We start from the raw sequence: 24,279 nt of genomic DNA on the forward strand, positions 1-24,279 counted from the left end.
CATGAGCAGGAGCGCGATTGGCGTCGACATCGGCGGCACACATCTTCGTGCGGCGCTGGTTACGGACGACGGCGTGATCCTGAAACGCGCCAGGGCGGCGAGTTCGCCCGATCCGCAAGTCGTGCTCGAACGGATCGGGGAGTTGATTGCCGGACTGGACACCCCCACGGCGTCTGCAATCGGCATCGGCGTCCCCGGCCGGGTCGATTTCGCCAGCCGCCGCGTGTTCTCGGGCGGGTTCGTCAATCTCTCCGGGGTGGCCCTGGCCGAGCGGATCGAGGAGCGTTTCGGACGTGCGGTGACGGTCGACAACGACTGCACGATGGCACTGGTGGCGGAAGCCGCGTTCGGCGCGGCGAAGGGGCTTCAAAACGTCGTCATGCTGACCATCGGCACGGGCATCGGCGGCGCGGCGATCGAGGCCGGGCGGGTGGTGCGCGGCCGGGCGACGGCAGGCCAGCTCGGCCACATCGGCATCGATCCGCATGGGCTGACTTGCGCCTGCGGCAAGCGGGGCTGCGTCGAGACTACGAGTTCGGGCACCGCGCTCGGCCGGCACATCGCCGAGGCAGGCCTTCCCCCCGGCACGACGGCGGCGGAACTGCTTTCGCGCCGGGACCAGGGCGACGCGGCCGCCACGAAAATCCTGCATGCCTGGGCGGCGCCGCTGCGCCTCGCCATCGACAATCTGGTGACGACCCTCGATCCTGAAATCGTCGTGCTCGGCGGCGGCCTTGGCGAAGCCGCCTGCGCAGCACTTGCCGCAGTGCCGGAGACGAAGTCGTGGTTCAAAACGCACCTGGCGCCTGCCATGCTCGGCGACGACGCCGGCGTGATCGGCGCCGGCATCGCGGGGCTGCGGGCGGCGACGCCCGCCAGCAAGCGGCTGGTGATGGTCAACGGCGTGCCGGCAAGCGGCAAGAGCCGGGTCGCGAAAAAACTGGCTGAAGCGACCGGCTGGCCGTTGCTGTCGCTCGACACGGTGAAGAACCCGTTCCTCGAAGAGATCGAAGGCGTCGACCGGCCGTTCAACCGCAAGCTCGGCCGGGCGAGCCTGAAGGCGATGTTTTCGGTCCTCGCCGCTGCCCCGGCGGGTACGACTTTCATCATGGATGCCTGGTTCGGCTTCCAGCCGCGCGAATTGCTGGCGGAGCTGATCGCCAAATCCGAAGTCGATGCAATTGCCGAAATCTGGTGCGCAGCGCCTCCAGAGTTGATCGGCGCGCGTTATGGCGCCCGCGTCGGCAAGCGCCTGCCCGGCCATCCCGGCGCCGATTACGTCCCGGAGTTGATCGCACTCGCTGCCCGTGCTGATCCGATGCGGTTCGGACCGGTGCAGACCGTGGATACGACGAAGAAAAAGGTCGACGCCGAATCGCTGCGGGAGTGGCTCGGCGAAGCGCTGACCTCAGCGTCCGCCAAGCAAAGTCACTGATCCGTTCCCGCGCAAGCCGCGGGTGACGCTGCCGATCGGCGGCACGAGCGGGATCAGGCACGCCTGGAAGGCATGGTAGAGATCGGGCTTGCCGACGAAGACCCGGCTTATAGGCTTCAATTCGCTGTTCAGCTCCGGATACCAGCCGCCGCGTTCATGATCGATGAAATGATCGGTCACGAAACCCCAGACGCGGCGATACCACTCCTCGAAGCGCGGATCCTCGTCCACAGACCCCAGCACGGCCGCCGCGCCGATGCCTTCCGCGCAGGGCCACCAGAAGCGGTCGGATTGGTCCGGGCGGTCGTCCCAATCGAGCGTATAATAAAACCCGCCGGTCTCGCGGTCCCAGCCGATCGCCGTGGTGGTGAGGAAGAGTTGCTTCGCCGCCTCTTTCATCCAGCCATGCTTGCGGCCGCCGAGTTCCCAGAGCTGAACGAGCAGGCGGCTCCATTCCAGCGCGTGCCCGGGCGTCGTGCCCGACGGCCGGAACATCGGATCCCCGACGTAGTTGCGGTCGACCTGCCAGTTGCTGTCGAAATGTTCGGCGACGCGCCAGCCCTGCTCGCGCGCATGCCGGCCGATGATCAGCGAAGCGATGCTTTCGGCCATGTCGAGATAGGTGCGGTCGCCGGTCGCCTCGAAGGCGGCCATCGTCGCCTCGGTCAGATGCATGTTGGAGTTCTGGCCACGATAGTCGCCGAGCGGCTGCCAGTCGGCGGCATATTCCTCGGTCGTCGCGCCGACGGTCTTGTCCCAGAAGCGGGTGTGCAGCACTTCGGTGATGTCGGCGAGGAGCCGGTCCGCATCGGGATGTCCGACGACCTTGGCCGACGAGGCGGCCAGCAGCACGAAGCCGTGTCCGTAGGCCTGCTTGGTGGCGTTGGTCGGCCGTTCGTCGTCGACGCCCCAGAAATAGCCGCCCGCCTGCTGATCGCGGTGGCGCTGCCAAAGAAACGCCATGCCGTGATCGATGATGCGGTCGGCGCCGGGCAGACCGAGCATGTGGGCGATGGCGTAACAATGCACCATCCGCGTCGTGTCGTGGATCTGCCGCTCCGCCCCCGCATGGCCGGGTTTTGGCGGCAGGGGGCGGCCAAAATCATCAAGCGGAAAGAACCCGCCGGATGGGTTGAACAGGTTGCGGCTGAAGAAATCGAGCAGCGCGGTGGCTTGTCCGAGCAGCCAATGCCGATGCGCCGCACGCTCTACGAATCTCGGGCCTTCGATCCCGACCCAACGCGCTGCATCCCCCGCCATCGCTGCCCTCTCTCCTCATCATCGCGAAACACGACTGCCGACGCTCTCTAGACGATGGCGGACCTGTCTGGAAGCGTCTCTCAAGTCCGTGATCGCGCCGAAGCTACGCAGGACCGTCTCCAGCTACCAGGGAAAGCCGGGCCTCGGCATCGGCAACGACAACAGCCTTCATGAAACCCTCACGTGATGAGATAGCCGCCGTCGATCACCAGCACGGCGCCGGTGACAAAACTGGCGAGCGGAGACGACAAGAAGAGCACGCCGCCGGCGATCTCGGACGGCTCGCCCCAGCGCTTCATGGCGGTGCGGCCGGTGATCGCGGCGTCGCGCGCCGGATCCTCGCGCAGCGCCTTGGTGAGCGGCGTGGCGATCCAGCCGGGAGCGATGGCGTTGACCCGGATTCCGTCGGCCGCATAAGCGATCGCCAGCGATTTCGTGAGTTGCGCGATGCCGCCCTTGGATGCGGAGTAACCGGGAACCAGCCCGCCGCCGAAGAACGCCAGCATGGATGCCGTGTTGACGATGGTGCCGCCGCTTTCGGCCAGCCGGGGCCGCGCCGCGGCGCAGACGCGCATGGAGCCGTTGAGGTTGATGTCCACCACGTCGGCGAAGACGTCCGGGTCCAGTTCGGCATTGCGGCGAATGACGCCCGCGCAATTCACGACATGGTCGAGGCGCGGCAAGGCGGCGACCGTCTCGACGACAGCTTTGCCGTTGCGAACGTCGAGCGTGGTGAAGCCGGCGCCGGCCAGACCGGGCTGCGCCCTGGCCGCCTCGACCTCCGCTTCGGTCACGCCGGTCGCGAGGACGGCGGCTCCGAGCTTCAGGAATGCCTCGCCGATCGCCGCGCCGATGCCCGACGTCCCGCCGGTGATCAGCACCTGGCGGCCTTGGAAGAGACCGGGGCGCAGATGGTCCGCCGCGTTGGAGAACATGTTAGCGGATGAACTGGTCAACGTAGTCCTCGCCCAATCCGACCTTCGCGTAATGCGCGCGGCACATGTCTATCTTGGTGAACACGTCCTCGAAGCCGAGGGGCTCGCCGAAGGCGTCGACGTAGTACATGATGCCGTTGACCTGGAAGAAGGTGATCATCTCCTCGACGTCATCCGGAACGACCAGCGTGTGGGTCTCGCCCGGCGGCTCGAAGACGTAGCCGCCTTCAGTGGCGACCCAGTCATGCTCCAGATAATGCCAGCGTCCCTTCAGCACGAAACCGTGCACCGCCTGCGGATGCCGGTGACGGCTGAGCACGCCGGACTTGCGCACCTTGAGCAGGTTCATCCAGTAGCCCTGCGAGCGGTTCAGGCAGAGCGGCCGGAACCAGACGTTCTCGCCCTGCGGCACCCAGACGCGGTCGTCCGAGGGGATGGCGTCGGGAATGACGATGTCCGCCAGCGTCTCCCGGGGCATCGGAAGCTGGTAGGGCATGCGCGGATTGGGATCGGCCTTCATCGGGGGCATCGTCGGTGTCCTATGCTGACTTGAGCCGCGAGGGCTCGATCTGGTTGGCTAGAACTGCGCGTTTGCGGCGGGCGCGTCCAGTGATGAATTCGACCGCCTTGTGGGCGACGACGAGCACGGCCGCATTGGTGTTCGGCCCGGTCGATTCTCTTATCAACAATGCCGGCATCTCGCGCCTGGCCCGGCTCGACGAACAGGACCCCGAGCAATGGCGCGACCTGATCGACATCAACTGCCTGGGCGTGCTCAACGGCATGCATGCGGTGGCGCCGGGGATGAAGGCGCGCCGGCGCGGGACGATCATCAATCTGTCGTCCATCGCCGGCCGCAAGGTCTATCCACACCACGACGTCTATGACGGCATCAAGCATTTTGTGCACGCCGTGTCGGAAGGCATACGCCAGACCATGTCGGCCTACCATGTCCGCGTCATGGTCATCTCGCCCGGCGTCACCAAGTCGGAAATCGACAAGACGATCACCTACGCCAACGCCTATGAATTCTGGAACAAGGGTCGCGAGGCGATGGACGGCGGCATCGATGCCAACGACGTCGCGCACACTATGTTGTTCGCCTACCAACTGCCGCAGAATGTCATGCTGCAAGAAATGACGATCACCCACACGCGACAGGAGTTCTGACCATGACCGAACCGATTTCAGATATGCTCGACTTCTCCGGCAAGACCGTTCTGATCACCGGCGCCGCCACCGGCATCGGCCGGGCCATCGCCGAAGCCTTTGCCGGCAAGGGCGCGCGCGTTGCGCTGACCGACCGCGATCCGAACGTGATTGCCGTCGCCGCCGATCTGGGCAGCCGGCATCTCGGACATGTCGTCGACGTCAGGGACGAGCCCGGCATCGAGACGATGGTCGCGGCGGTGAAGGCGGCCTTCGGCCAGATCGACATACTGGTGAACAATGCCGGCATCGGCCCCCTCGCCCCGGCGGAGAGCTATCCGACGTCCGAGTGGGACCGGACGCTCGACATCAATCTCAAGGGCCCCTTCCTGGTGGCGCGCGCGGTCGCGCCGGACATGCTCGAACGCAAGTCGGGACGCATCATCAACCTGGCTTCCCAGGCTGCGCTGATCGGCATCGAAGGGCACGTCGCCTATTGCGCCAGCAAGGCCGGCATCGTCGGAATGACCAATTGCATGGCGCTGGAATGGGGACCGCGAGGCGTCACCGTCAACGCCGTTTCGCCGACAGTGGTGGAGACCGAACTCGGCCTGACCGGCTGGGCCGGAGAGAAGGGCGAGCGCGCCCGCGCCGCGATCCCCACCCGCCGCTTCGCCAAGCCGTGGGAGATCGCCGCCTCGGTGCTCTATCTCGCCAGCGGCGCCGCGGCCATGGTCAACGGAGCCAATCTCGTGATCGACGGCGGCTACACGATCGCCTGAGGCCGGCGGAGGTCGCGGAAAAGTTCTTCGACTACACGATCACCAGTCTCGACTGGGTCCGCAATCACCTCGACCCGGCAGCGATCGGACGCGCCGTCGCCATCCTCGAAAATGCCAACCGGATCGAGTTCTTCGGCTTCGGCGCCTCGGGCATCGTGGCACGCGGCCCGCAGCAGAAATTCCCGCTTTTCGGCGTGCCGTGCGGCGCGGAGCCAGACGCCCACCAGCAGATCATGGCCCCTGGCCTCCGGTCTAGAGCTCGCGCCCGGCCACTGTGCGGTCGGTCGCGGTAGGGCTTACGCCTCCACGCGATGGCCGAGACGGCGCTTACAAGCCGTCATCGACATGGCCGTATCGAAACGCGGCCGAGGTAACGTCTTCGCACATGCGATACATATTTTGTGCATTGCAATATGCAGGACTGTCGGTATTATCCCTCTTGTCGGCCATCTACTCCTCCCAGATGCGATGCCGACGCTGAAAGCGGCGAACCTCCTCCCTCGCCGCAATCAAATCGAGCCCGCTGCCACCTCCTCCCGGCAGCGGGCTTTTTCTTGGCTAGCGGCAGCGGTTCCCGCCCATGGTCAACGCAGGGGCCTCTAGGCGAGGCGAATGCTGCGAACTTCCGGGCCTTTCTTGCCCTGCCCGCATTCGACCAGCACCTTCTGCCCCTCTGCCAGCGCCGTAAGCCCCGAGCGGGTCAGTGCAGTGGCGTGAACGAAAATATCCTTCCCCCCATTTTCCGGCGAGATGAAACCGAATCCCTTCTCGGAATTGTACCACTTCACCGTGCCCTCGCTCTCCCCCTGCGCTTCCGGTCCAGCCACGGCCCCTCCCGCATGGCGCGCTGGCGCTTTCGCGATCTCCTCGGCGACCTCCATCACCTGTGAGACCTGACGGCCCCTTGGACCGTCTTCGACCGCGACCTTGAGACGCGTTCCCTCGGAAACACCGCTGCTTCCGGCCGCCTCCAGCACGCGGATGTGCAGATAGGCTTCCGTGCCGTCCGACACCTTGACGAACCCGAAGCCTTTGGTGGCGTTGAACCACATCACCTCGGCGTCGACAGTCTCGACGCTCGCAGCGCGCGGCCGCTGAAAGTAGCTCGGCTCGGAGGGCCTCTCCGAAAAGGAAGCGGAATCGTCGTCGTGGCGGCGCCGGCGTGGCTCGCGGTGGTCTCGATATTTGCCCATAATCGTCCCGATTGGCATTTGGCGTGGAAAACGCTTCGCGCTTCCGTCAAGATAATCTCCATCGGACGACGCGTTTGTGTCAAATGGCCATGATGGTGCATGGCTCGCTTTTTTGACGATCTTCGCTTTTTTCTGTCAAGTCTGAGCGAGCCTGCGGCATCCGCACGGAGTGGACGCCAACGGGGCCGATGGCAACACCCGGCAGGCTGGTCGCTTCGGCGCTTTTGCCGTCGCCCTCAATCTTTGCGACGGAGCCACTCGCAGACTGTCTCCGCGAAATAGTCCGCACTTTGATACGGTACGAAGTGTGCGGCGTCCTCGGCGATCAGCAACTCGCTTTGCGGCAGGAGCGCTTGAACGGCGCGGGCATTTTCCAGCGGCAGCAGGACATCGTAGCGCCCGGCGACGAGCAGGGTGGGGCAACGGACGGCTTTCAGGCAATCGGTCGCATCGGCGTTCGCCGCGCTGAGCGTCGACAGCGCATAGGCGCGTGCGTCCTGAGCCTCGAACTTGCGGTAGTAGCGGTCGTAGCGCGCATCCATCGGCTGGCTGAGGAAGGCGCGCTCCACGGCGGCGGGCAATATGGCTGATATGCCGTCCCGTGCGACGACAGCGGCCCGCTCGGTCAGCATAAGCCTAGCCTGCGGCGAACTGCGCGGGGTCGGGTTGGCGAGGACAAGGGCGGCGGTCGACGCAGGATAGCCGCCGGCATAGGCGGCGGCAGCCATGGTGCCGACCGCGCAGCCGACCGGGACGACACGCCGGATACCGAGATGCAAGCGCAGGGCTTCGAGATCGCCGGCATAATCGGCAAGGGACGGCGGTTCCGCCGTTGCGAACGACTTGCCGCTGCACCTCAGGTCGCAGGCGACCGTGGTGAAACGGCCGCCGATCTTTTCCACGAAATCGTCCCAGAAGCTGAGATCGGCGCCAAGCGGATGGATCAGGAGCAGCGCAAGATCACGGTCCCCACCCTTGACCTGGTGATTCAAAATTTCGGTCATCGACGAGGCCGTCTCTTCGCTGCTGGAATGGAAGGCCTGCCGGCCCTGCCCTCCTTAGTGGGTCTCGCTTTCGATCGGAACCAGGATACGGCCGTTGTCGATGCGCTTTACGCCGTCGACATAGAGCGTCGGCTCGAGGATGACACCGTCCATGTGGATCTTCGACATGATGGAGCCGCCGACATCGACATTGGTGCCTAGGCCGAAATGCAGCGTGCCCATGATGTTCTTGTCCTCGCGCTGGATGCCGCGGATGACGGCCTTGGCGTTGACGCCGACCGAGGCTTCGGCCGGGCACATATAGGCGTTGTCGTCACCGTAGGTGGCGAGGAAGTCGCGGAGGATGCGGGCATCCGAGCCGCCTTCGATGTCGGTGACGCGGCCGTCCTTCACGGTCAGCTCGATCGGGCTGCTGAGGCGGCCGAGATGGTGCATCGTCAGGTCGATGACCAGCTTGCCGTTGCCGGTGCCTTCGGTCGGGGCGACATTGAACTCGCCGGTCGGGTAGAGATAATAATAGAGCTTGCCGGCCGGCCGGTTCTCGTCCTTCTGGAAATTGATGATCTTGTAGGGATCGAAGCTGTCGGACGGCAGCGGCGGGATCCAGATCTTGTTCTCTACGCTGTAGGTGAAGTCGGTGCCGTGTTTGGAGGTCACCCGGCACATCTTGGCGTCCTCGCCGAAGACGCGCTTGCCGACATAGTGCTTGCGCACCGCGATCTGCTTCATGTCGTCGGTGATGGCGCCTGACTGGAGCCATTCGAGCTGCATCCCGCCGTCGAGGCAGATGGACGGAATGCCGGCTTCCATCGAACGCAGGCTGGCCGCGCAATGCAGCATGCCGGTCGACGAGACGAGAATGTTGACGTCGGACTTCATCATGGCTTCGCACACCGCGGCCGGCGGGTCGTAGTAGTCCGCCGGACGCCGCGGGAAGAGGCAGAGCGTCGCATCGGCGCCGATATCCGCCAGGATCGTCATGATCGCCTGCCAGACGCGGGGGTCATGCTCGGTATCGGAGAGCACGAGGACGCGCTGGCCTTCCTTGATGTTGCGGACAAGCGGACGGCGCAAATGCTCCAGGGTTCCGCTGATGAGACCACTTGATGCAGCCGCCATTGGTCGTGCTCCTTGATATGATCAAAATTCGAGTTAGTGTCGACATTTAGCTTAGGAGTGTCAAGCGACGTTTGGATTCGCATTGAGAAAAATAGTCGTTTTTCTCTTACCAAACATCGTCTTACAGTATCCGAGCGCAATCAACGACTTCCAATATGGGATAATCTGTCGACTTTTCTCTGATCGAAAATCGACAGAAACCGCGCCGGAGTAACCAGGCACCGGTGACGGACCGACAGTTTGCGGTGCGTGGAGAAGACTAGGCCGCGGCCTCTCCGATCGTTTCGCCCGAGAGAAACCTCTTTATCGCGTCGGCAAACAGATGCGGGCATTCGACCTGCATCATGTGCGGCGTATCCGGCAGCACGAGGAGCCGGGCGTCGGGAATGCGCCGGGCGATCTCGGCGAGTGTGGCCGGCGGGGAAGCCGGATCGAGCGCGCCGGCGATGCTGAGCGTCCGCAGACGGATTTCATGCAGGCGCGGCGCGGTATCGATGTGGCTGATCGCTTGCCAAGCGCTGTTCCATGCCTGCGGATCGGTCGTCAGCAGCCGGTCGCGGATCGCGTCCGCGCCGCCGTCGGCGATGAAGCCCGGCGTGAACCAGCGTTGCAATGTCTCGGCGACCTGGGAGGCCATGCCATGCTCCACCGCCGCCCGGCCGCGTGCCGAGAGCGCAATTCTGCCGGCATCCGGCAAGGTGCAGGGGCAGCCGGCGAGAACAAGGCTGGTCATGCTTCGGGGATAGGTGAGCGCGAAGGCCTGCGCCACCATACCGCCGAAGGAGAGGCCGACCACGGCGGTCGGCGCGAAATCGAGCTTGGCGACGAGATCATGCACATCGGCGGCGTAGTCGGCCAATTCCATTCCCGGATTGACGGCTGGCGAGGCACCATGTCCGCGCAGGTCCACTCTCAGCACCCGAAAGTCGGGGGAAAGTCGTTCCACCACCGCATCCCATGAGGTCAGGTCGATGCCGACGGGATGCAGCAGCAGAACCCTGGCGGCGCCGCTCGCGCCTTCCAGCACATGATTGAGCCTCACGACGATCTCCCCGGCTGCCGTCAGGTGCTGTAATTCGTGAAATTGGCCGTTCCCGAGCGGGCGCGCCAATCTGTCACCACATTGACGATCGCCGTCTGGCCGCGTTCGACAGCCTGGGCGGCGCGTTCGAGCGCCGGCCGGATGCCGTCCGGCTCCTCGACATATTCGCCATGGCAGCCGAAGGCCTCGCCCATCAGGTCGAAGCGGGTGTAGCCGAGGTTGCGGCCGGGCTTCTTCTGGTCCGGGTCGGCGGTCCAGCCACCATTCAGGCTGATGACGATCAACAGCGGCAGCTTGTGGCGCACCGCGGTGTCGATCTCCATCGCGTTGAGGCCGAACGATCCGTCGCCATGCAGCACCAGCACCTTGCTGTCCGGGCTCGCCGCCTTGGCCCCAACGCCAAAGGGCAGACCGACGCCCATCGTGCCGAAGGGGCCGGAATTCAGCCGATGGCCCGGCATGAAGCTTGGGATCGACTGGCGGCCGTAATTGAGGATCTCCTGACCGTCGACGCAGAGGATCGTATCGCGATCGATGAAGTCGCGGATCTCCTTGCAGAGGCGCAGCGGATGGATCGGCACCTGGTCCGTGGCCAGCGAAGCCTCGTGCTTGGGCAGCTTGGCCTTTTCGGTGGCGGCCAGTTTTTCGCGCCATTCGGCATAGTTGTCCGCGATGTTGCCGCCGATCGCGTTGCCCAACTGTTCAAGCGCCGTGCGCGCATCGGCGACGATACCGAGGGCGAGCCGCAGCGAACCCTCGATTTCCGCCGCATCGATGTCGATCCGCACCAGTTTTGCGCTGGCGGAGAAACGCGGCGGCTCGGCATGGGAGACCACATAGTTCAGCCGGGTGCCGACGACGATGACGAGGTCGGCTTCCTTGAAGGCCTGCGAACGGGCCTGGGCGAAGAAGAACGGGTGATCTTCCGGAATGACGCCGCGTCCCTGCGGCGTGGTGTAGAAGGGAATGCCCGACGCATCGACGAAGCGATGCAAGGCCTCGGACGCTTCGGACCAGAGTATGCCGCTGCCGGTGACCAGCACGGGACGCTTGGCTTCCCGAATCATGCCCGCGAGCTTTTCGATGCTGGCCGGATCGGCGCCGGGGCGCAGCGTCTCCGGCTGCGGGACCGGGCGGAAGATGCCTTCCTCCTCGACATCGGCGTAAAGCACGTCGCCGGGCAGATCGAGATAGACAGGACCCGGCTTGCCGGAGCGCGCCATGCGGAAGGCGCGGGCGACATATTCGGGAATGCGCCGCGCGTCATAGACGCGCTCGGCGAATTTTGTCACCGGCTTCATGATCTCGAGCTGGTCGACCTCCTGGAAGGCGCCCTTGGCGTACTGGCCGACGGGCGCCGCGCCGCCGAAAGCCACGACCGGCGCGCAGTCGACCAGCGCGTGGGCAAGGCCGGTGGTGAAATTGATGGTGCCGGGGCCGGAGGCGGCGATACAGAAGCCCGGCTTCGAACGAACGCGCGCATAGGCGTTGGCCATCATCGCCGCCGCCTGCTCGTGGCGGACGTCGATCATCCTGATGCCCTGGGCAATACACGAATTGATGGCATCGTTGGACGGGCCGCCCATGATGAAGAAGCCGGTGTCGGCGCCTTCCGCCGCGACCGCCTCGCCGAAAAGCTGATATCCCTTGATTGTCATTTCCCTCTTTCCATCGGTAGGTCGCCATGACCCGCGCCGGCCAGCGACTGTGGCCGCCCGCTGCGAAGATACCGGCCGCGCGATGCCGGGATCGATCCAGCCCCTATCGGGGTCAGATCGCCCTGTCCGCCTTCAATGCCGCAAGCTCTTCCCGGCTGTAGCCGAGCAGACCGCCATAGACCTCGTCATTGTCCGCGCCGAGCAAGGGGGCGGCCGCCGGCGTCTGCGGCGAGCCGGACATGCGCACCGGGCAGCCCGGCATGGTGAACTCGCCGCGATCGGCATGCGGCAGCGTCACGAAAGTCCCCTGCTTGCGCAGGATCGGGTCGTCGTAGAGCTCCATCGTGTCGAAGACGGCGCTGGCCGGAACGCCGGCCTCGCCGAGGATTCGCATGCATTCGTATTTGTCGCGCTGCAGCGACCATTCGGTGATGAAGGCGTTGATCTCTTCCGAATGGTTGAAGCGTAGCTGCGGCGAGGCATAACGAGGGTCCGCGGCGAGGTGCTCCTTGCCCATGACCTTGAGCAAGCTTTCCCACTGATGGTTGCCGGCACGGCTGGAATAGATGAGGCAGTAGTCGTTGGGGCCGCCGCCCTTGCAGGGGAAGACCTCGCAGGGCGCCGCCGCGCCCATGATATGGGCATTGCCGCGGCGCGGCACGGCGCGGCCGAAGATCGCCTGCGCCGCATAGAGGATGCGGCCGAAATTGATCACCACTTCCTGCATGTTGATGGAGATGCGCTGGCCCGTGCCAGTGCGCTCGCGCTGATGCAGCGCGGCGAGAATGCCGACCGAGCAATGCAGGCCGGCACCAGTGTCGCCGACATTCACGCCCGGCGTCAATGGCCGCCCATCGGCGTCGCCGGTCACCGAGAGGCTGCCCCCGGCGGCCTGGGCGATGTTGTCGAAGGAGAGAAGGTTGGCGTAGGGGCCTTCGGCATCGAAACCCTTGATCTGGGCGTAGACGATGCGCGGATTGATCTTGCTTACTTCCTCGTAGCTGAAGCCCAGCCGTTCGATGACGCCCGGCCCGAAATTCTCGATGAAGACGTCGGCCGTCTCGATCAGCGCGCGCAGGATCGCCTTGCCGCGCTCGTCCTTGAGATTGCAGGTGACGCTGCGCTTGTTGGCGTTCAGCAGCATGAAATAGACGGAATCGACATTCGGATCGTCGGTGGAGGCGCGCCGGCCCTGTTCGCCCTTGCCCGGCGGCTCGACCTTGATCACGTCGGCGCCCAGCCACCCCAGCATCTGCGTGCAGGACGGGCCTGCTTCGAACTGCGTCAGATCGACGATCCTTATGTCGGAAAGAGCCTGCCCATCCCTCGACCTCGTCGCCCCACCGGCTCCGGCATTCACGTCAACGTCCAACATCGTCCTCACCAGGTTGCTGCTTTCGCCGGCCCGCTCCGCAGGGACTGGCCCTGGAACGCAAGGCTGCGCTTCTTTTTCGACTACTAGCGACGCAATTTCTAAATGTCGACAGTTTTTTGATACTTCTCAGCGATATTCGATTTCTCGGTCAGTTTTTCCTCTTAAGCGTCGACAGATATGCTCGACAACATCATCCGCCGATATCGTAGGGTGCGTAGATGTTGACCATGTCGACGCTCTCTGCGAATTGGCCAAGATCGCCGAGGTCGATCCGCTCATGCGGCGGCGGGGTCATTTCGACCAGGCAGAAATAGTCGACGCCCTCGGCTTCGTCGGCCCGGAACACCCGCGGGCCCCGCGTTTCCGGCTTGCCCTCGAACGCGGCGCGCAAGGCGGCGACGACCTGGTCTTCCCGGCCCGAGCCGACGGCGCGCAAGCGCAGCAGCACGACGCGCGACGAACGCCGGGTCACCACGTCGCCGGGATAAACCTGCTCGCCGACGATCCGATAGACCTGCACGCGGCTGGTGACGCGCTTCGTCCACGGGCTGAAATTCGGGCCGGACACCGCCTGATACTCCGGCGAGTCCAGGGTTTCGACGGAATCGAGATCGTAGATCGCCATGTAGCGGGGATAGCCCGACAGGGTGACATACCGCAGCGCCGTCTTGAAGCCCGGCAGCGCGGCGCGCTCGGGCACGTGCTCGGTATCGTACCAGGCCGTGAACTCTTCCTCGAGCGCCGACGGCGGCTGCATCAGCACCAGCAGCAGCCCGTTACCCTTCTTAGCCATCCGATTTCCCTTCCATCAATTCCCTGTCAGACGCCGCCGATGCGGTAGGCATCGTCGACGATCTTCATCACATTGGCCATGTCGCCGAGATCGGCGACCGGCCTGCCGCCGTTGCGCAGATGGTCGATGACCTCCGCGACGAACAGCGGATAGATCGGCATGTTGGTGGTCGAGCCGTCGATCGTCTCGCGCCGGCCCTTCATGTCGGAAATCTCGATGACGCCGGGGCCGGTCGTCCTGAAATAATGCGCTTCGGTCCGCGCCGAGAAGTGCATGTCGAAGACGCCGCCCGGCGCCGGATACAGATAGGCGGTCTCGACCCGGCAGAACCGATCTCCGTTCGCCAGCGTCAGGCTGGCGTAGTCATCGACATCGCCCTCGCCCTGCAGGTTCGCCAGCCGCGCGTCGGCGCAGCGGACACCGTCGACGGAGGTCAGGCGCTGGAAAAGATCGATGAAATGCACGCCGAGATTGACCAGCACGCCGCCGCCGGATTGCCTGCGATCAAAAACCCAGCCGCAGCCCGCGTCGTGATAGCGCGAGGGCAGGCCGGCGATGAACTTGAAGTCGGCGTAAAGCAGCTTCTCGCCCTGCGCACGCCCGCGGATCGCCGACATGAAGCCCGACGACCGGAACACAAGCGGCACAGCGTTGAAGATCTCCGCAGCACTCGCCTTCGCGGCAAGGTCGCGCACTTCGGCTTCGGTCAACCCCGCCGGCTTCTCCACGACGAACGGGATCCCTTCATCAATGAGCGCCGCGACCTCCGTCGCCATGTCACCATGCCGGCCGAGCACGAAGGCGAGGTCCGGTCTCTTTCCCGAACGCAACTCGCCGGGGCTGGTCGCATAGGCGCAGCCCAGTTGCTCGCCATAGCGCCGGGCCACCGCGATATCGGGATCGGAAACGCCTGAAATCTCTATGCCCGGCTGCTCCAGCAAGGGCGCGAGATAGAGCGGCGTATGCCAGTGGCCGACGCCAATCAGCAGGATTCTCATTGCGGGCAACCTTGAGCGGCGGCGAACAAGTGTCGACTTTAAAACAGGAAAAGCCGGTTATCAACACCGTTCGATCCCGCCATTCCCGAAAATCGAGATCGACAGAACTCCTCTAAAGTTGATTATTTTCAACGATTGGTGATTTCCCCGGATGAAATTCCATGCATTTTTGACTTCGGCATTTTCGACCGAAATGACGATATAAAAGTCGACACTTTTACAGTTTCATTCTAGAAGGAAGTTACGGAAACTGACGCGTTTAAGATCAGGATCGACCACGTGACCGAAACCGACTTTTCGTCCATCCAGACCCGCCGGCACGGCGCGACGATCCACATAACGCTCAACGAGCCTGGGTCGCTCAATGCGCTGGCGCCTGCGATGGTCGACGCTTTGCATCAAAAACTCCTCGGCGGGCGCGACGACGCTTCGATCGGCTGGATCGTGATGGACGGCGCGGGCGGCAAGGCTTTTTGCGCCGGCGCCGATGTCCGGGCCATGTGGCGGCACGCCTCGGCGGGCCAATACTCATCGATCGAATGTTATTTCTCGCGAGAGTACGATGTCGACCTGCTGCTGGCGCAATACCCGAAGCCGGTCATCGCCCTGGTCGACGGCATTTGCTTCGGCGGCGGCATGGGGCTCGCGGTCCACAGCACATATTGCGTGGCGACGGAGGCAGCGAGTTTTTCGATGCCGGAAACGCTGATCGGCTTTTTCCCGGATGCCGGGGCGACGTGGTTCCTGTCGCGGCTTCCCGGCGCCCTCGGCCTCTATCTCGGGCTGACCGGCGCGCGTGTCTCGGGGCCGGACGCGGTGCGTCTCGGCCTCGCCAGCAACTTCGTTCCGCGCGCGCATTTCGCGGCGGTCTCAGCCGAAATAGCAGAGCACGGGCCGGCGAAGCTCAAGGACCTCGATTTCCCGTTGCCTCCCTCGGCGCTCGAAGAGATCAGGCCCCAGATCGACAGATGTTTCGGCGCCGGCAGCCTGAAGGAGATTTTCGCCCGGCTGGCAGAAGATCAGAGTTCATGGTCGCGCCAGACCGCCGAGGTGCTGTCGAGCCGTTCGCCGGCCTCGCTGGCCTGGACATTCGAGAGCCTGAGAAATCCCGGCGACACGCTTGCGGACTGCCTGGAAAACGAGCGCCGGCTTGTGGCGATCTCGACACGGCATCCCGACTTCCAGGAAGGCATCCGCGCAGCGCTGATCGACAAGGACAAGACACCCCGATGGCAGCCGGCCAATTGACCGCCAGATCGAACCGCGTGGCGGCGTCCGGGAGCGTTCGGCGTTCGAGTTCCCGCCTCGCAGTGCCGAGCGGCGCTGTTTCTATTGTCGACAGAGCATGCTAATTTTCTTCCCGGATACCAGCTTCCGCAGGAGACATCTTGTCTGTTGAATACACTTCGACCGAAGCGATGGAATCTCCCGACGCCGCGCCAGTCCTGAATTCGTGGCAGCGCGCCGAGGCAATTGCCGCGCGGCTGGTCACCGACCAGCATGATCGGCCCTCCCTGGTTTCCAAGATCGCCCGCGAGATCGCCGCGGAGATCATCGAGGACATCAGGCGTCCGGGCGACGATTTGAACTCGGTCGAGCTGGCTCGTCGCTACAAGACCAGCCGCACGCCGATCCGCGAGGCGCTGATGCTGCTGGAGAAGGAGGGGATGGTCGAGATGCCGCCCCGCCGCCGGCCGCGCGTCGTCAACCTGACCATCAAGGAAATCCGCGACATCTATCGCGCCCGCGCCAATCTGCTCGAACTGATCGCGGCCGACATCGCGAAGGAGGCTTCGGCTGAGGAGATCCACTCGCTGCGGGTGCTGCTCGGCGGGATGGAGGCTGCCAGCAAGACCAACGACATCACCGCCTTTTTCTGGGCGAATGTCGACTTCCACGAACGGAACACCGAGTTGGCCCGCAACAGGATCGTCAAGAAGATCATCGACTCGCTGTTGCTGCGGACGCTGCCGCTGCGGCGGGTCGGTCTTGCCCAGCCGGGGCGGCTGCTGAAATCCTACGAGGATCACGAACGGCTGGTGCGCGCCTATGAGGATCGCGACTCCACGCTCGCCTCGGCCCTCATCCGCTCGAACCACATCAGCGGTCTCACCGTGCTCGAAGGTCTCTATTCGTAGAGCATCGGCCGCGCGGCTGTCCCTATCACCGTCGGCAAGACGAAGGCCGATGGATTTGGTCCAGACCGGCCCGGCAGAATGATTTGGTGCGACACACTTCAGATACTGTCGGGCTCTTGGAACACGTCCTCGCGCTTCCTGCGCAGCATCGGCAGCACCATCAGCACCAACGCGAGCGCGGACACCGCCAGCAGCATGGCGCTGATCGGGCGGGACAGGAAGACGGTGGCGTCGCCGCGCGAGATGACCAGCGCCCGGCGGAACTGCTCTTCCAGCAGCGGACCGAGCACGAACCCCATCAGCAGCGGCGCCGGCTCGAAGGCGAAGCGAACCAGAAAATAGCCGAGCAGGCCGAACCCGGCCACCAGCCAGACCTCCACCGTGCTGAGCGAGACCGCGTAAACGCCGGTGATGCAGAAGGCGACGATGGCCGGGAACAGATATTTGTAGGGGATGAGCAGCAACCGCACCCAGATGCCGATCATCGGCAGGTTGAGGATGACCAGCATGATGTTGCCTATCCACATCGAGGCGATCAGCCCCCAGAACAGTTCGGGGTTGCTGGTGATCACATCGGGACCGGGGCGAATGCCCTGCAGGATCAGCGCGCCGATCATCAGGGCCATGACCGGGTTGCCCGGCAGGCCGAGCGTCAGCATGGGGATGAAGGACGTCTGCGCCGCGGCGTTGTTGGCCGATTCGGGGCCGGCGACGCCCTCGATGGCGCCGTCTCCCACCTTGACCGGGCCACGCGCGAGCCGTTTTTCCATCGCATAGGAAGCGAAGGACGACAGCGTCGCGCCGGCGCCCGGCAGGATGCCCAGGAACGAACCGATCGCCGATCCGCGCAGCACCGGCGCAACCATCAGCTTCAGGTCCGCCTTGCTGGGAAACAGGCCCTCGATCCTGGACATGTGCAGTTCGCGGCCCTGCGGAGCATCGAGGTTGCGGATGATCTCACCCAAACCGAAGATGCCGACGGAAATCGCCACGAAGCTGATGCCTTCGGCCAATTCCCTGAAACCGAACGTCAGGCGGCGGGCGCCGGTATAGATGTCCGTGCCGACGACGCTCAGCATGATGCCGATGACGATCATGCACAGCGCCTTGGTGACGGAGCCGCTGCCGAGCATGGTCGACGCCACCAGTCCCAGCACGATCAGCGAAAAATACTCCGGCGCGCCGAATTTCAGCGCCAGATAGGACAGCGGCACGGCAAACAGCGCGATCAGGAAGGTCGCGACCGTGCCTGCGAACAGAGAGCCCAGGGCGGCGGTGGCCAGCGCGACGCCGGCGCGGCCCTGCTGGGCCATCTTGTAGCCGTCGATCGCGGTGACGACGGAGGAGCCCTCGCCGGGGATCTTGACGAGAATGGCGGTGGTCGAGCCGCCATATTGCGAGCCATAGTAGATGCCGGCCAGCATGATCAGCGCCGGCAGCGGCTCGAGCGTGAAGGTGATGGGCAGCAGCAGCGCAATGGTCGCCGTCGCACCGATGCCGGGCAGCACGCCGATCGCCGTCCCCAGCACAGCGCCGATCAGGCAATAGAGCAGGTTCTGCAGCGACAGGGCCGCGGCAAAGCCGAGGCCGAGATTGGCGATCAGATCCATCGGACCATCCTAGGAGGCAAAGGGGAAAAAGGGGCCGAACAGGACGAGCGGCAATCCCAGACCCCAACCGAACAGCCCGACGCAGAAAACCGTCATCACCGTTGAGACCGCGGCAGCCCCCGGCAGCGTGGTGTCGCGGCTTGCCAGGGCGCTCAGAAAGACCGCCACCCACAACGCCGGCACGACGCCCAGCGGCGCAATCAGCAGTGCGAATGTGACTGGCGACAACGTGACGAGGATGATGCCGCGATAGGGGATCGGCCCCTGATCGTCCTGCGGGACGGTAACCCGTTTGCCCCCGAGCGCCTGCACTGCCACGACGGCGCCGAGCAAGGCGAGCACGCCGGCGAGGATCATCGGAAACAGCCCCGCCCCGATACCCAGGGAACTCGTCAGGCTGAGATTGCTGGCCGAAAGCGCATACGCCCCGGCGAATGCCACGATCACAAGCCCGCCGATAAGCTCTTTATTGTTCATGCACCCAAATTCTTCATAGGCTTGCACTTCCGAAAACGATCTTCGGGATCGGAGGGGAAAGGTCAGTCTGGCCTGCCCCGCTCCTCAAATCCATTCCCTGTTTCCGGCTACTCGAGCTTGATGCCGGCCTTCTTGACTAGGTCGCCCCACAGGATGGTGTCCGAGGCAATCAGGTCGCGCAACCCTTCCGGCGTGGAGGAGACGGGCTGCATGCCGTTGTCGGCATAGGCCTTGACCACCGCTTCGCTGGCCATCGTCGCCTGCACAGCCGCGCTCAGTCTGTCGATGACCGGCTGCGGGGTGCCGGCGGGAGCCAGCAGTGCGCCCCAGGCAGCAGTCGAATAACCGGGCAGGCCGGCCTCGATCATGGTCGGGACGTCCGGCAGGCTGGCATTGCGTTTGGCGTTGGTGACCGCGATGGGCACGAGGTCCCCCGACTGGATCTGGGCGATCGCCGACGGCACCGAATCCATCACCATGTCGATATTGCCGGCGACCACGTCGACGCGGGCTTCCGCCGATCCCTTGTAGGGAACCTGGCGCATCTGCGTGCCGGCCATCATGTCCAGCATCACGCTGAACATCTGGACCGAGGAACCGATGCCGGCCGAACCATAGGTCATTTCCCCCGGATGCTGCTTGGCATAGGCGATCAGGTCCTTGAGATTCTTGATGCCCAGCGACGGGCGCACGACGAGAACATGGTCGACCTCGAAGGTCTTGGAGATCGGCATGAGGTCGGTCGCGATCTTGAACTCCTGCTGGTAGATGTGCGGGTTCGTCGTCAGCGTGCCCATGGTGGCGAACACCAGCGTGTAGCCGTCCGGGGGAGCGTCCACGACATAGGCGATGCCGATGTCGCCGGCCGCGCCGGTGCGGTTCTCGACGACTACGGACTGCCCGACCTCCTTGCTCAATCCTTCCGCGACGATGCGCGCGGCGACGTCGGTCGCGCCGCCGGGCGCGAACGGCACAACCAGGGTGATGGGCTTGGATGGATAGTCCTGCGCCAGTGCCGGCGATGCGCACAAGCCTGCGGCCGCCGCCAGCAGCAGCCAAACGAAACCACGGCGTCTGATCATATTTTCCTCCCTGAAAAACGGTTACCCTGCGCACCGGACCTCTCGTCGGCGCGCATCTCCACCGAAACCCATAGTCCAACCCTCCTCTATTGTCGACACTATAAGCTCATTTTTCAATTTATAGCGATGGAATCGGCTTTATCGCGCTACACTGTCGCCATTACGCCAACGTGAATGTCGCCAGCCGGTGAGGCAGGCCTTCGATAGCGGGCGATGCGTTCGGGGAACGCAGATCCCCAACCCGCTCGACCTCGGCCAAGGCGGGATGGGATCAGGATTTAAGCACCCCTCCAAGGCTCTATCGACGCCTGAACCCGTCAAAAGACTTGTTCCGCTATACCCAATTCACTTCCCCCCTCCCGAGATAGCGCGACGCAAGCGCATGTTAGCGCTCGCTAAAAATCCTGCTTGTGTCGACATAATTTGCGAATTTCCCGGATTATTCGCGAAATTATAGGCATTCGTTGACAAAGAGTCGACAAGATGCCAGCCTTGCGAGGCTAAATGGGAGGCAGGAATGAAATTTTCGACTATCGCCGCAACCGGCGCGATGATGGCTGCGCTGTTCCTCGGCGCGTCCGCCGCGAGCGCCGACCAGCTCGCCGACATCAAGGCGGCGGGCAAGATCGTCTGCGGCCTGACCATCGTGCAGCCGTTCGCCTTCAACGACCAGGCGACGCGCAAGGTTGTCGGCTACGAGGTGGATCTGTGCCAGATGCTAGCCGCCGACCTCGGCGTGACGATGGAATCCAGCGTCGTCGCCGCCGACGTGCGCGTCCCGGAATTGCTGCAGGGCCGCATTGACGTCCTCGACGCGCTCATGAGCTACACCGCCGAGCGCGCCCAGGTCATCGACTTCAGCAATCAGTATGTTTCCGACGGCTTCTATTTCATCGTCCAGAAGGACTCGCCGATCACCGATGTCGAGCAACTGGCCGACAAGCGGATTTCCGTCGCCAAGGGATCGCTCTACCAGACCGCCGCGTCGCGCCGTTTCCCGAACGCCAACGTGATCTCGTTCGACGACGGCCCGCTGGCCTTCCTCGCCATGCAACAGGGCAAGAGCGACGCCACCGTGCAGCGTGGCGCCGCCGCCGTGGGCCTGCAGTTGCGCTCGCCGGCGGGCAGCCCGGAGATACGCCTGCTGGAGCCGCCGCTGGTGCGCCAGGGTTCCGGCTTCGGCGTGCGCAAGGGCGAGCCGGAATTCCTCGCCTACCTGAACGACTTCCTCGGCCGCCTGGAAAGCTCGGGCGAGGCCCAGAAGCTCTGGGACAAGTGGCTGGGCAAGGATTCCGAATACAAGCTGGAACGGAAGTTCGTGGTCGGCACGCCGCTCGGCGGCTAGCGCTTGCGGGCAGGCTTTCGGGCCTGCCCTTTTCCCGACGGCTCTCTCCGTCCCTCGATATGCGGAGCCGCTTTGCCTCGCCTGGCCATTGACGCGACGAGCTTCGGATGAACTACCAGCTCAATTACGACCTGATCTTTTCCGAATACTATTTCGGGCGCCTCGTCGGCGGCATCCAGACGACCATTGTCCTGTTCGTCCTGGTCCTGTCGCTGGGCCTGGTGCTGGCGATCATCCTGGTGGCGCTCCGCTCCTCGCCGTTCAAGCCGCTGCGCTGGCTCGTCGCGGCGTTCATCGAATACCAGCGCAACGTCCCGCTGCTGGTGCATCTGCTGGTGTGGTATTTCGGAATTGCCGCCGTGCTGCCCAAGCCGGTCAGCGACTTCGCCAATCAGCATGGCGGCGAATTCTTCTACGGCGCGGTCACGCTCACGCTTTACGGCGGTGCTTTCATCTCCGAGGAACTGCGTGGCGGCCTGCGCGCCATCCCGCGCGCCCAGTACGAGACCGCGCGCTCGCTAGGCCTGTCCGGCCTGCAGGCGCTGCGCCTGGTGATCGTTCCGCAGGCCGTCCGCAACGCACTGCCGCCGGTCGTCAGCCAGGCCCTGTCGCTCTACAAGAACACCAGCGTCACCGCGGCGATCGGCGTGGCCGAGATCATGTACCGCGCCCGCGAAATCTCGACCGAGACGTTCCGCGTCTTCGAGGCGTTCTCGATTGCCACGCTCGTCTATTTCACCGGCTCGATGGTGGTGCTCGCCGCCGGCTCGCTGCTCGCCCGCCAGATGCATATTCCGGGCCGCGAACGCCAATGATCCAGATCATCCGGGAAAACGGTCTCTACCTGCTGATCGGCCAGTATCCGGACGGCCCGCTCGGCGGCCTGGCCCTCACGCTGCTGTTGTCGCTGCTGTGCATGGCGCTGGTGTTCCCCTGCGCCATCCTCGTCGCGCTGGCGCGCACCAGCGGCAAGCGCTGGCTCAGCCTGCCGGCCACGGCCTACGTCAATTTCGTACGCTGCATACCGGTGCTGCTCATCATCTTCTGGGTCTACCTGTTCGCCCCGGTCGTTCTGGGTTTCCCGCTCAGCGGCTTCGTCACCGTGGTGGTCGCGATCACGCTCTACCAGACCGCCTTCCTGTCGGAAGTGCTGCGCGCCGGCATCCTGACCATTCCCGTGGGCCAGACCGAAGCCGCACGGTCGCTGGGGCTGCCCTGGGCGATCATAACCTTCCGCATCGTCCTGCCGCAGGTGCTCTACAATGTCAGCCCCGGCATCCTCAACGTGCTCATCATCATCGTTAAGGAAACGTCGCTGGGCTACATGGTCGGCCTCACGGAACTCACCCTGACCGCCGGGCACATCAACAGCCTGACCTTGACGAAGCCGTTCCAGGTCTTCGCGATCCTGGCCCTGACCTATTTCGTGATCTGCTATGGCCTCAGTCAGTTGGTCCGCTATCTGGAACGGCGCGTCAAACACCCCGTGCAGGTCGGGTAGGCTGTCGCGGCCCTGCAAACAGGGTCGGCCGGGCCTGGTGCATCGGATCGGTTACGGAAAGAACCGGTTCCGCGGCCTCGAGAGGCCCAGGTTCTCGCGCAAGGTCGCGCCTTCGTATTCCGTGCGGAACAGCCCCCGGCGCTGAAGCTCCGGCACGACCAGGGTCACGAAATCGTCCAGGCCGTCAGGCAGATAAGGGAACATCACGTTGAAGCCGTCCGATCCTTCCGTGTGCAGCCATTGCGCCATCTCGTCGGCGATGGTGCGCGGCGTGCCGACGAAAGCCAGGCCGGAATAGCCGCCGAGCCGCTGCGCGAGCTGCCTAACGGTCAGGTTTTCCGCGCGCGCCAGTTCGATGACGCGCTCGCGGCTGCTCTTGCTGGCGTTGGTTTCCGGGATGTCAGGCAACGGCCCGTCCGGATCGAAGGACGAGGCGTCGTGCCCGAGCGCGATCGACAGCGAGGCGATGGCGCTTTCATAATAGACGAGACTGTCGAGTTTCGCCCGCTTGGCGCGCGCTTGCTCGACCGTATCCCCGACGATGACGAAGGCGCCGGGCAGGATCTTGATCGCGTCGCGCGAGCGCCCGAGCTTTTCGGCGCGCGCCTTCACATCGGCGAAGAAGCGCTGCCCCGCGGCAAGGTCGGCATGGGCGGCGAAGATCACCTCGGCCGTCTCGGCGGCAAGCTGGCGTCCGGCTTCGGAAGCGCCGGCCTGCACGATCACAGGCCAGCCCTGCACCGGCCGCGCGATGTTGAGCGGCCCGCGCACGGAGAGATGCTCGCCCTTGTGGTCGAGGACGTGCAGCCGGGCGGGGTCGAAGTATAGCCCGCTTTCGCTGTCGCGGATGAAGGCGTCGTCTGCAAAACTGTCCCACAGCCCCGTCACAACATCGTAGAACTCGCGGGCGCGACGATAGCGCTCGTCATGTTCGACATGGTCGTCGAGGCCGAAATTGAGCGCCGCATCCGGATTGGACGTCGTCACGATGTTCCAGCCGGCACGCCCGCCGCTCAGATGATCGAGCGAGGCGAAGCGGCGGGCGATGTGATAGGGCGCGTCGAACGTCGTCGAGGCGGTCGCGACCAGCCCGATACGGTCGGTGACGGCCGCCAGCGCCGAGAGCAGCGTGAACGGCTCGAACGACGTCACGGTGTGGCTTCGCCGCAGCGCCTCGACCGGCATGTTCAGCACGGCCAGATGATCGGCCATGAAGAAGGCGTCGAACTTCGCGGCCTCCAGCGCCTGCGCGAAATACTTCAGATGGGCGAAATTGAAATTCGCATCAGGGTAGGCGCCGGGATAACGCCAGGCGCCGGTGTGCAGGCTGACCGGCCGCATGAACGCGCCGAGGCGGAGCTTGCGGTCAGTCATGGCATGACC

At 64.4% G+C, this 24,279-nt stretch carries 23 protein-coding genes and 1 pseudogene; 9 read left to right on the forward strand and 15 right to left on the reverse strand.

Annotated elements, in window-relative coordinates; translation table 11 throughout:
- Position 1 precedes the first annotated feature (1 nt).
- Positions 2–1,435: an ROK family protein gene (locus tag ACSBOB_RS30555; RefSeq protein ID WP_442579775.1), complete on the forward strand. Its 1,434-nt coding sequence runs from the start codon at positions 2–4 to the stop codon at positions 1,433–1,435.
- Here ACSBOB_RS30555 and ACSBOB_RS30560 read toward each other — a convergent pair.
- From ACSBOB_RS30560 to ACSBOB_RS30570, 3 genes are all read right to left on the reverse strand, one after another.
- Complete coding sequence (locus ACSBOB_RS30560; RefSeq protein WP_442579776.1) at positions 1,409–2,695, reverse strand: AGE family epimerase/isomerase; 1,287 nt, start codon at positions 2,693–2,695, stop codon at positions 1,409–1,411. The two genes, ACSBOB_RS30555 and ACSBOB_RS30560, sit on opposite strands and share 27 nt — an antisense overlap.
- 179 nt (positions 2,696–2,874) lie before the next feature.
- Complete coding sequence (locus ACSBOB_RS30565; protein WP_442583881.1) at positions 2,875–3,630, reverse strand: SDR family NAD(P)-dependent oxidoreductase; 756 nt, start codon at positions 3,628–3,630, stop codon at positions 2,875–2,877.
- Position 3,631: 1 nt separating this feature from the next.
- Positions 3,632–4,159, reverse strand: a complete 528-nt coding sequence (locus ACSBOB_RS30570; RefSeq protein WP_442579777.1) for a 2,4'-dihydroxyacetophenone dioxygenase family protein — start codon at positions 4,157–4,159, stop codon at positions 3,632–3,634.
- 83 nt (positions 4,160–4,242) lie between these two features.
- Between ACSBOB_RS30570 and ACSBOB_RS30575 the strand changes: the two genes are divergently transcribed.
- The 3 genes and pseudogenes from ACSBOB_RS30575 to ACSBOB_RS30585 all read left to right on the forward strand — a co-directional run.
- Positions 4,243–4,800, forward strand: a complete 558-nt coding sequence (locus tag ACSBOB_RS30575) for an SDR family oxidoreductase (protein WP_442583882.1) — start codon at positions 4,243–4,245, stop codon at positions 4,798–4,800.
- Between the two features lie 2 nt (positions 4,801–4,802).
- Positions 4,803–5,561: an SDR family oxidoreductase gene (locus tag ACSBOB_RS30580; RefSeq protein ID WP_442579778.1), complete on the forward strand. Its 759-nt coding sequence runs from the start codon at positions 4,803–4,805 to the stop codon at positions 5,559–5,561.
- Positions 5,562–5,563: 2 nt separating this feature from the next.
- Positions 5,564–5,797 (forward strand): annotated as a pseudogene (locus ACSBOB_RS30585) (MurR/RpiR family transcriptional regulator); the annotation flags it as partial.
- A gap of 363 nt (positions 5,798–6,160) precedes the next feature.
- Here ACSBOB_RS30585 and ACSBOB_RS30590 read toward each other — a convergent pair.
- From ACSBOB_RS30590 to ACSBOB_RS30625, 8 genes are all read right to left on the reverse strand, one after another.
- Positions 6,161–6,754 (reverse strand): cold-shock protein, encoded by a 594-nt coding sequence (locus tag ACSBOB_RS30590; RefSeq protein ID WP_442579779.1) that lies wholly within the window; start codon positions 6,752–6,754, stop codon positions 6,161–6,163.
- Between the two features lie 236 nt (positions 6,755–6,990).
- Positions 6,991–7,758, reverse strand: a complete 768-nt coding sequence (locus ACSBOB_RS30595; RefSeq protein WP_442579780.1) for an alpha/beta fold hydrolase — start codon at positions 7,756–7,758, stop codon at positions 6,991–6,993.
- A 54-nt stretch (positions 7,759–7,812) separates the two neighbouring features.
- The gene (locus tag ACSBOB_RS30600; RefSeq protein ID WP_442579781.1) at positions 7,813–8,877 is read right to left on the reverse strand and encodes an aminopeptidase; all 1,065 of its coding nucleotides are present in this window, start codon (positions 8,875–8,877) and stop codon (positions 7,813–7,815) included.
- Positions 8,878–9,136: 259 nt separating this feature from the next.
- A complete protein-coding gene (locus ACSBOB_RS30605) occupies positions 9,137–9,988 on the reverse strand; it encodes an alpha/beta fold hydrolase (protein ID WP_442579782.1) in 852 nt (283 codons plus the stop codon).
- Entirely contained in the window at positions 9,940–11,577 is a 1,638-nt protein-coding gene (locus tag ACSBOB_RS30610) for a thiamine pyrophosphate-binding protein (RefSeq protein WP_442579783.1), read from the reverse strand. Before ACSBOB_RS30610 ends, ACSBOB_RS30605 begins: the two co-directional genes overlap by 49 nt.
- 112 nt (positions 11,578–11,689) lie before the next feature.
- A complete protein-coding gene (locus tag ACSBOB_RS30615; RefSeq protein ID WP_442579784.1) occupies positions 11,690–12,952 on the reverse strand; it encodes a CoA transferase in 1,263 nt (420 codons plus the stop codon).
- A gap of 190 nt (positions 12,953–13,142) precedes the next feature.
- A complete protein-coding gene (locus ACSBOB_RS30620) occupies positions 13,143–13,745 on the reverse strand; it encodes a hypothetical protein (RefSeq protein ID WP_442579785.1) in 603 nt (200 codons plus the stop codon).
- A gap of 26 nt (positions 13,746–13,771) precedes the next feature.
- Complete coding sequence (locus ACSBOB_RS30625) at positions 13,772–14,743, reverse strand: Gfo/Idh/MocA family protein (RefSeq protein WP_442579786.1); 972 nt, start codon at positions 14,741–14,743, stop codon at positions 13,772–13,774.
- A gap of 279 nt (positions 14,744–15,022) precedes the next feature.
- Between ACSBOB_RS30625 and ACSBOB_RS30630 the strand changes: the two genes are divergently transcribed.
- Both ACSBOB_RS30630 and ACSBOB_RS30635 read left to right on the forward strand, forming a co-directional pair.
- Positions 15,023–15,991 (forward strand): enoyl-CoA hydratase/isomerase family protein, encoded by a 969-nt coding sequence (locus ACSBOB_RS30630; protein WP_442579787.1) that lies wholly within the window; start codon positions 15,023–15,025, stop codon positions 15,989–15,991.
- Between the two features lie 140 nt (positions 15,992–16,131).
- Positions 16,132–16,881 carry a GntR family transcriptional regulator gene (locus ACSBOB_RS30635; protein WP_442579788.1) on the forward strand — a complete coding sequence of 250 codons (750 nt, stop codon included), beginning with the start codon at positions 16,132–16,134 and terminating at the stop codon, positions 16,879–16,881.
- Between the two features lie 98 nt (positions 16,882–16,979).
- Here ACSBOB_RS30635 and ACSBOB_RS30640 read toward each other — a convergent pair whose 3' ends face one another.
- The 3 genes from ACSBOB_RS30640 to ACSBOB_RS30650 form a co-directional block, all read right to left on the reverse strand.
- On the reverse strand, positions 16,980–18,491 hold the full coding sequence (locus ACSBOB_RS30640; protein ID WP_442579789.1) for a tripartite tricarboxylate transporter permease: 1,512 nt from the start codon (positions 18,489–18,491) through the stop codon (positions 16,980–16,982).
- 9 nt (positions 18,492–18,500) lie between these two features.
- Entirely contained in the window at positions 18,501–18,968 is a 468-nt protein-coding gene (locus ACSBOB_RS30645; RefSeq protein WP_442579790.1) for a tripartite tricarboxylate transporter TctB family protein, read from the reverse strand.
- A 107-nt stretch (positions 18,969–19,075) separates the two neighbouring features.
- Positions 19,076–20,050 carry a Bug family tripartite tricarboxylate transporter substrate binding protein gene (locus tag ACSBOB_RS30650; protein ID WP_442579791.1) on the reverse strand — a complete coding sequence of 325 codons (975 nt, stop codon included), beginning with the start codon at positions 20,048–20,050 and terminating at the stop codon, positions 19,076–19,078.
- Positions 20,051–20,567: 517 nt separating this feature from the next.
- Between ACSBOB_RS30650 and ACSBOB_RS30655 the strand changes: the two genes are divergently transcribed.
- From ACSBOB_RS30655 to ACSBOB_RS30665, 3 genes are all read left to right on the forward strand, one after another.
- The gene (locus ACSBOB_RS30655; protein WP_442579792.1) at positions 20,568–21,395 is read left to right on the forward strand and encodes a transporter substrate-binding domain-containing protein; all 828 of its coding nucleotides are present in this window, start codon (positions 20,568–20,570) and stop codon (positions 21,393–21,395) included.
- A gap of 107 nt (positions 21,396–21,502) precedes the next feature.
- Positions 21,503–22,210: an amino acid ABC transporter permease gene (locus ACSBOB_RS30660; protein WP_442579793.1), complete on the forward strand. Its 708-nt coding sequence runs from the start codon at positions 21,503–21,505 to the stop codon at positions 22,208–22,210.
- Positions 22,207–22,896, forward strand: coding sequence for an amino acid ABC transporter permease (locus ACSBOB_RS30665; RefSeq protein ID WP_442579794.1), 690 nt, complete (start codon positions 22,207–22,209; stop codon positions 22,894–22,896). The genes ACSBOB_RS30660 and ACSBOB_RS30665 overlap by 4 nt, the downstream gene beginning before the upstream one ends.
- A 51-nt stretch (positions 22,897–22,947) precedes the next feature.
- On the opposite strand, the gene ACSBOB_RS30670 is transcribed toward ACSBOB_RS30665, so the two are convergent.
- Positions 22,948–24,270, reverse strand: coding sequence for an LLM class flavin-dependent oxidoreductase (locus ACSBOB_RS30670; RefSeq protein WP_442579795.1), 1,323 nt, complete (start codon positions 24,268–24,270; stop codon positions 22,948–22,950).
- Positions 24,271–24,279 lie beyond the last annotated feature (9 nt).

Source organism: Mesorhizobium sp. KACC 23794 (assembly GCF_052180275.1).
Taxonomy (GTDB): domain Bacteria; phylum Pseudomonadota; class Alphaproteobacteria; order Rhizobiales; family Rhizobiaceae; genus Kumtagia.

What these genes read in the sequence shown, in the direction of transcription:
- ACSBOB_RS30555 (WP_442579775.1), top strand. Translation starts at nt 2, where the DNA reads ATGAGCAGGAGCGCGATTGGCGTCGACATCGGCGGCACACATCTTCGT.
- ACSBOB_RS30560 (WP_442579776.1), bottom strand. Translation starts at nt 2,695, where the DNA reads ATGGCGGGGGATGCAGCGCGTTGGGTCGGGATCGAAGGCCCGAGATTC.
- ACSBOB_RS30565 (WP_442583881.1), bottom strand. Translation starts at nt 3,630, where the DNA reads ATGTTCTCCAACGCGGCGGACCATCTGCGCCCCGGTCTCTTCCAAGGC.
- ACSBOB_RS30570 (WP_442579777.1), bottom strand. Translation starts at nt 4,159, where the DNA reads ATGCCCCCGATGAAGGCCGATCCCAATCCGCGCATGCCCTACCAGCTT.
- ACSBOB_RS30575 (WP_442583882.1), top strand. Translation starts at nt 4,243, where the DNA reads ATGAATTCGACCGCCTTGTGGGCGACGACGAGCACGGCCGCATTGGTG.
- ACSBOB_RS30580 (WP_442579778.1), top strand. Translation starts at nt 4,803, where the DNA reads ATGACCGAACCGATTTCAGATATGCTCGACTTCTCCGGCAAGACCGTT.
- ACSBOB_RS30590 (WP_442579779.1), bottom strand. Translation starts at nt 6,754, where the DNA reads ATGGGCAAATATCGAGACCACCGCGAGCCACGCCGGCGCCGCCACGAC.
- ACSBOB_RS30595 (WP_442579780.1), bottom strand. Translation starts at nt 7,758, where the DNA reads ATGACCGAAATTTTGAATCACCAGGTCAAGGGTGGGGACCGTGATCTT.
- ACSBOB_RS30600 (WP_442579781.1), bottom strand. Translation starts at nt 8,877, where the DNA reads ATGGCGGCTGCATCAAGTGGTCTCATCAGCGGAACCCTGGAGCATTTG.
- ACSBOB_RS30610 (WP_442579783.1), bottom strand. Translation starts at nt 11,577, where the DNA reads ATGACAATCAAGGGATATCAGCTTTTCGGCGAGGCGGTCGCGGCGGAA.
- ACSBOB_RS30615 (WP_442579784.1), bottom strand. Translation starts at nt 12,952, where the DNA reads ATGTTGGACGTTGACGTGAATGCCGGAGCCGGTGGGGCGACGAGGTCG.
- ACSBOB_RS30620 (WP_442579785.1), bottom strand. Translation starts at nt 13,745, where the DNA reads ATGGCTAAGAAGGGTAACGGGCTGCTGCTGGTGCTGATGCAGCCGCCG.
- ACSBOB_RS30625 (WP_442579786.1), bottom strand. Translation starts at nt 14,743, where the DNA reads ATGAGAATCCTGCTGATTGGCGTCGGCCACTGGCATACGCCGCTCTAT.
- ACSBOB_RS30640 (WP_442579789.1), bottom strand. Translation starts at nt 18,491, where the DNA reads ATGGATCTGATCGCCAATCTCGGCCTCGGCTTTGCCGCGGCCCTGTCG.
- ACSBOB_RS30645 (WP_442579790.1), bottom strand. Translation starts at nt 18,968, where the DNA reads ATGAACAATAAAGAGCTTATCGGCGGGCTTGTGATCGTGGCATTCGCC.
- ACSBOB_RS30650 (WP_442579791.1), bottom strand. Translation starts at nt 20,050, where the DNA reads ATGATCAGACGCCGTGGTTTCGTTTGGCTGCTGCTGGCGGCGGCCGCA.
- ACSBOB_RS30655 (WP_442579792.1), top strand. Translation starts at nt 20,568, where the DNA reads ATGAAATTTTCGACTATCGCCGCAACCGGCGCGATGATGGCTGCGCTG.
- ACSBOB_RS30660 (WP_442579793.1), top strand. Translation starts at nt 21,503, where the DNA reads ATGAACTACCAGCTCAATTACGACCTGATCTTTTCCGAATACTATTTC.
- ACSBOB_RS30665 (WP_442579794.1), top strand. Translation starts at nt 22,207, where the DNA reads ATGATCCAGATCATCCGGGAAAACGGTCTCTACCTGCTGATCGGCCAG.
- ACSBOB_RS30670 (WP_442579795.1), bottom strand. Translation starts at nt 24,270, where the DNA reads ATGACTGACCGCAAGCTCCGCCTCGGCGCGTTCATGCGGCCGGTCAGC.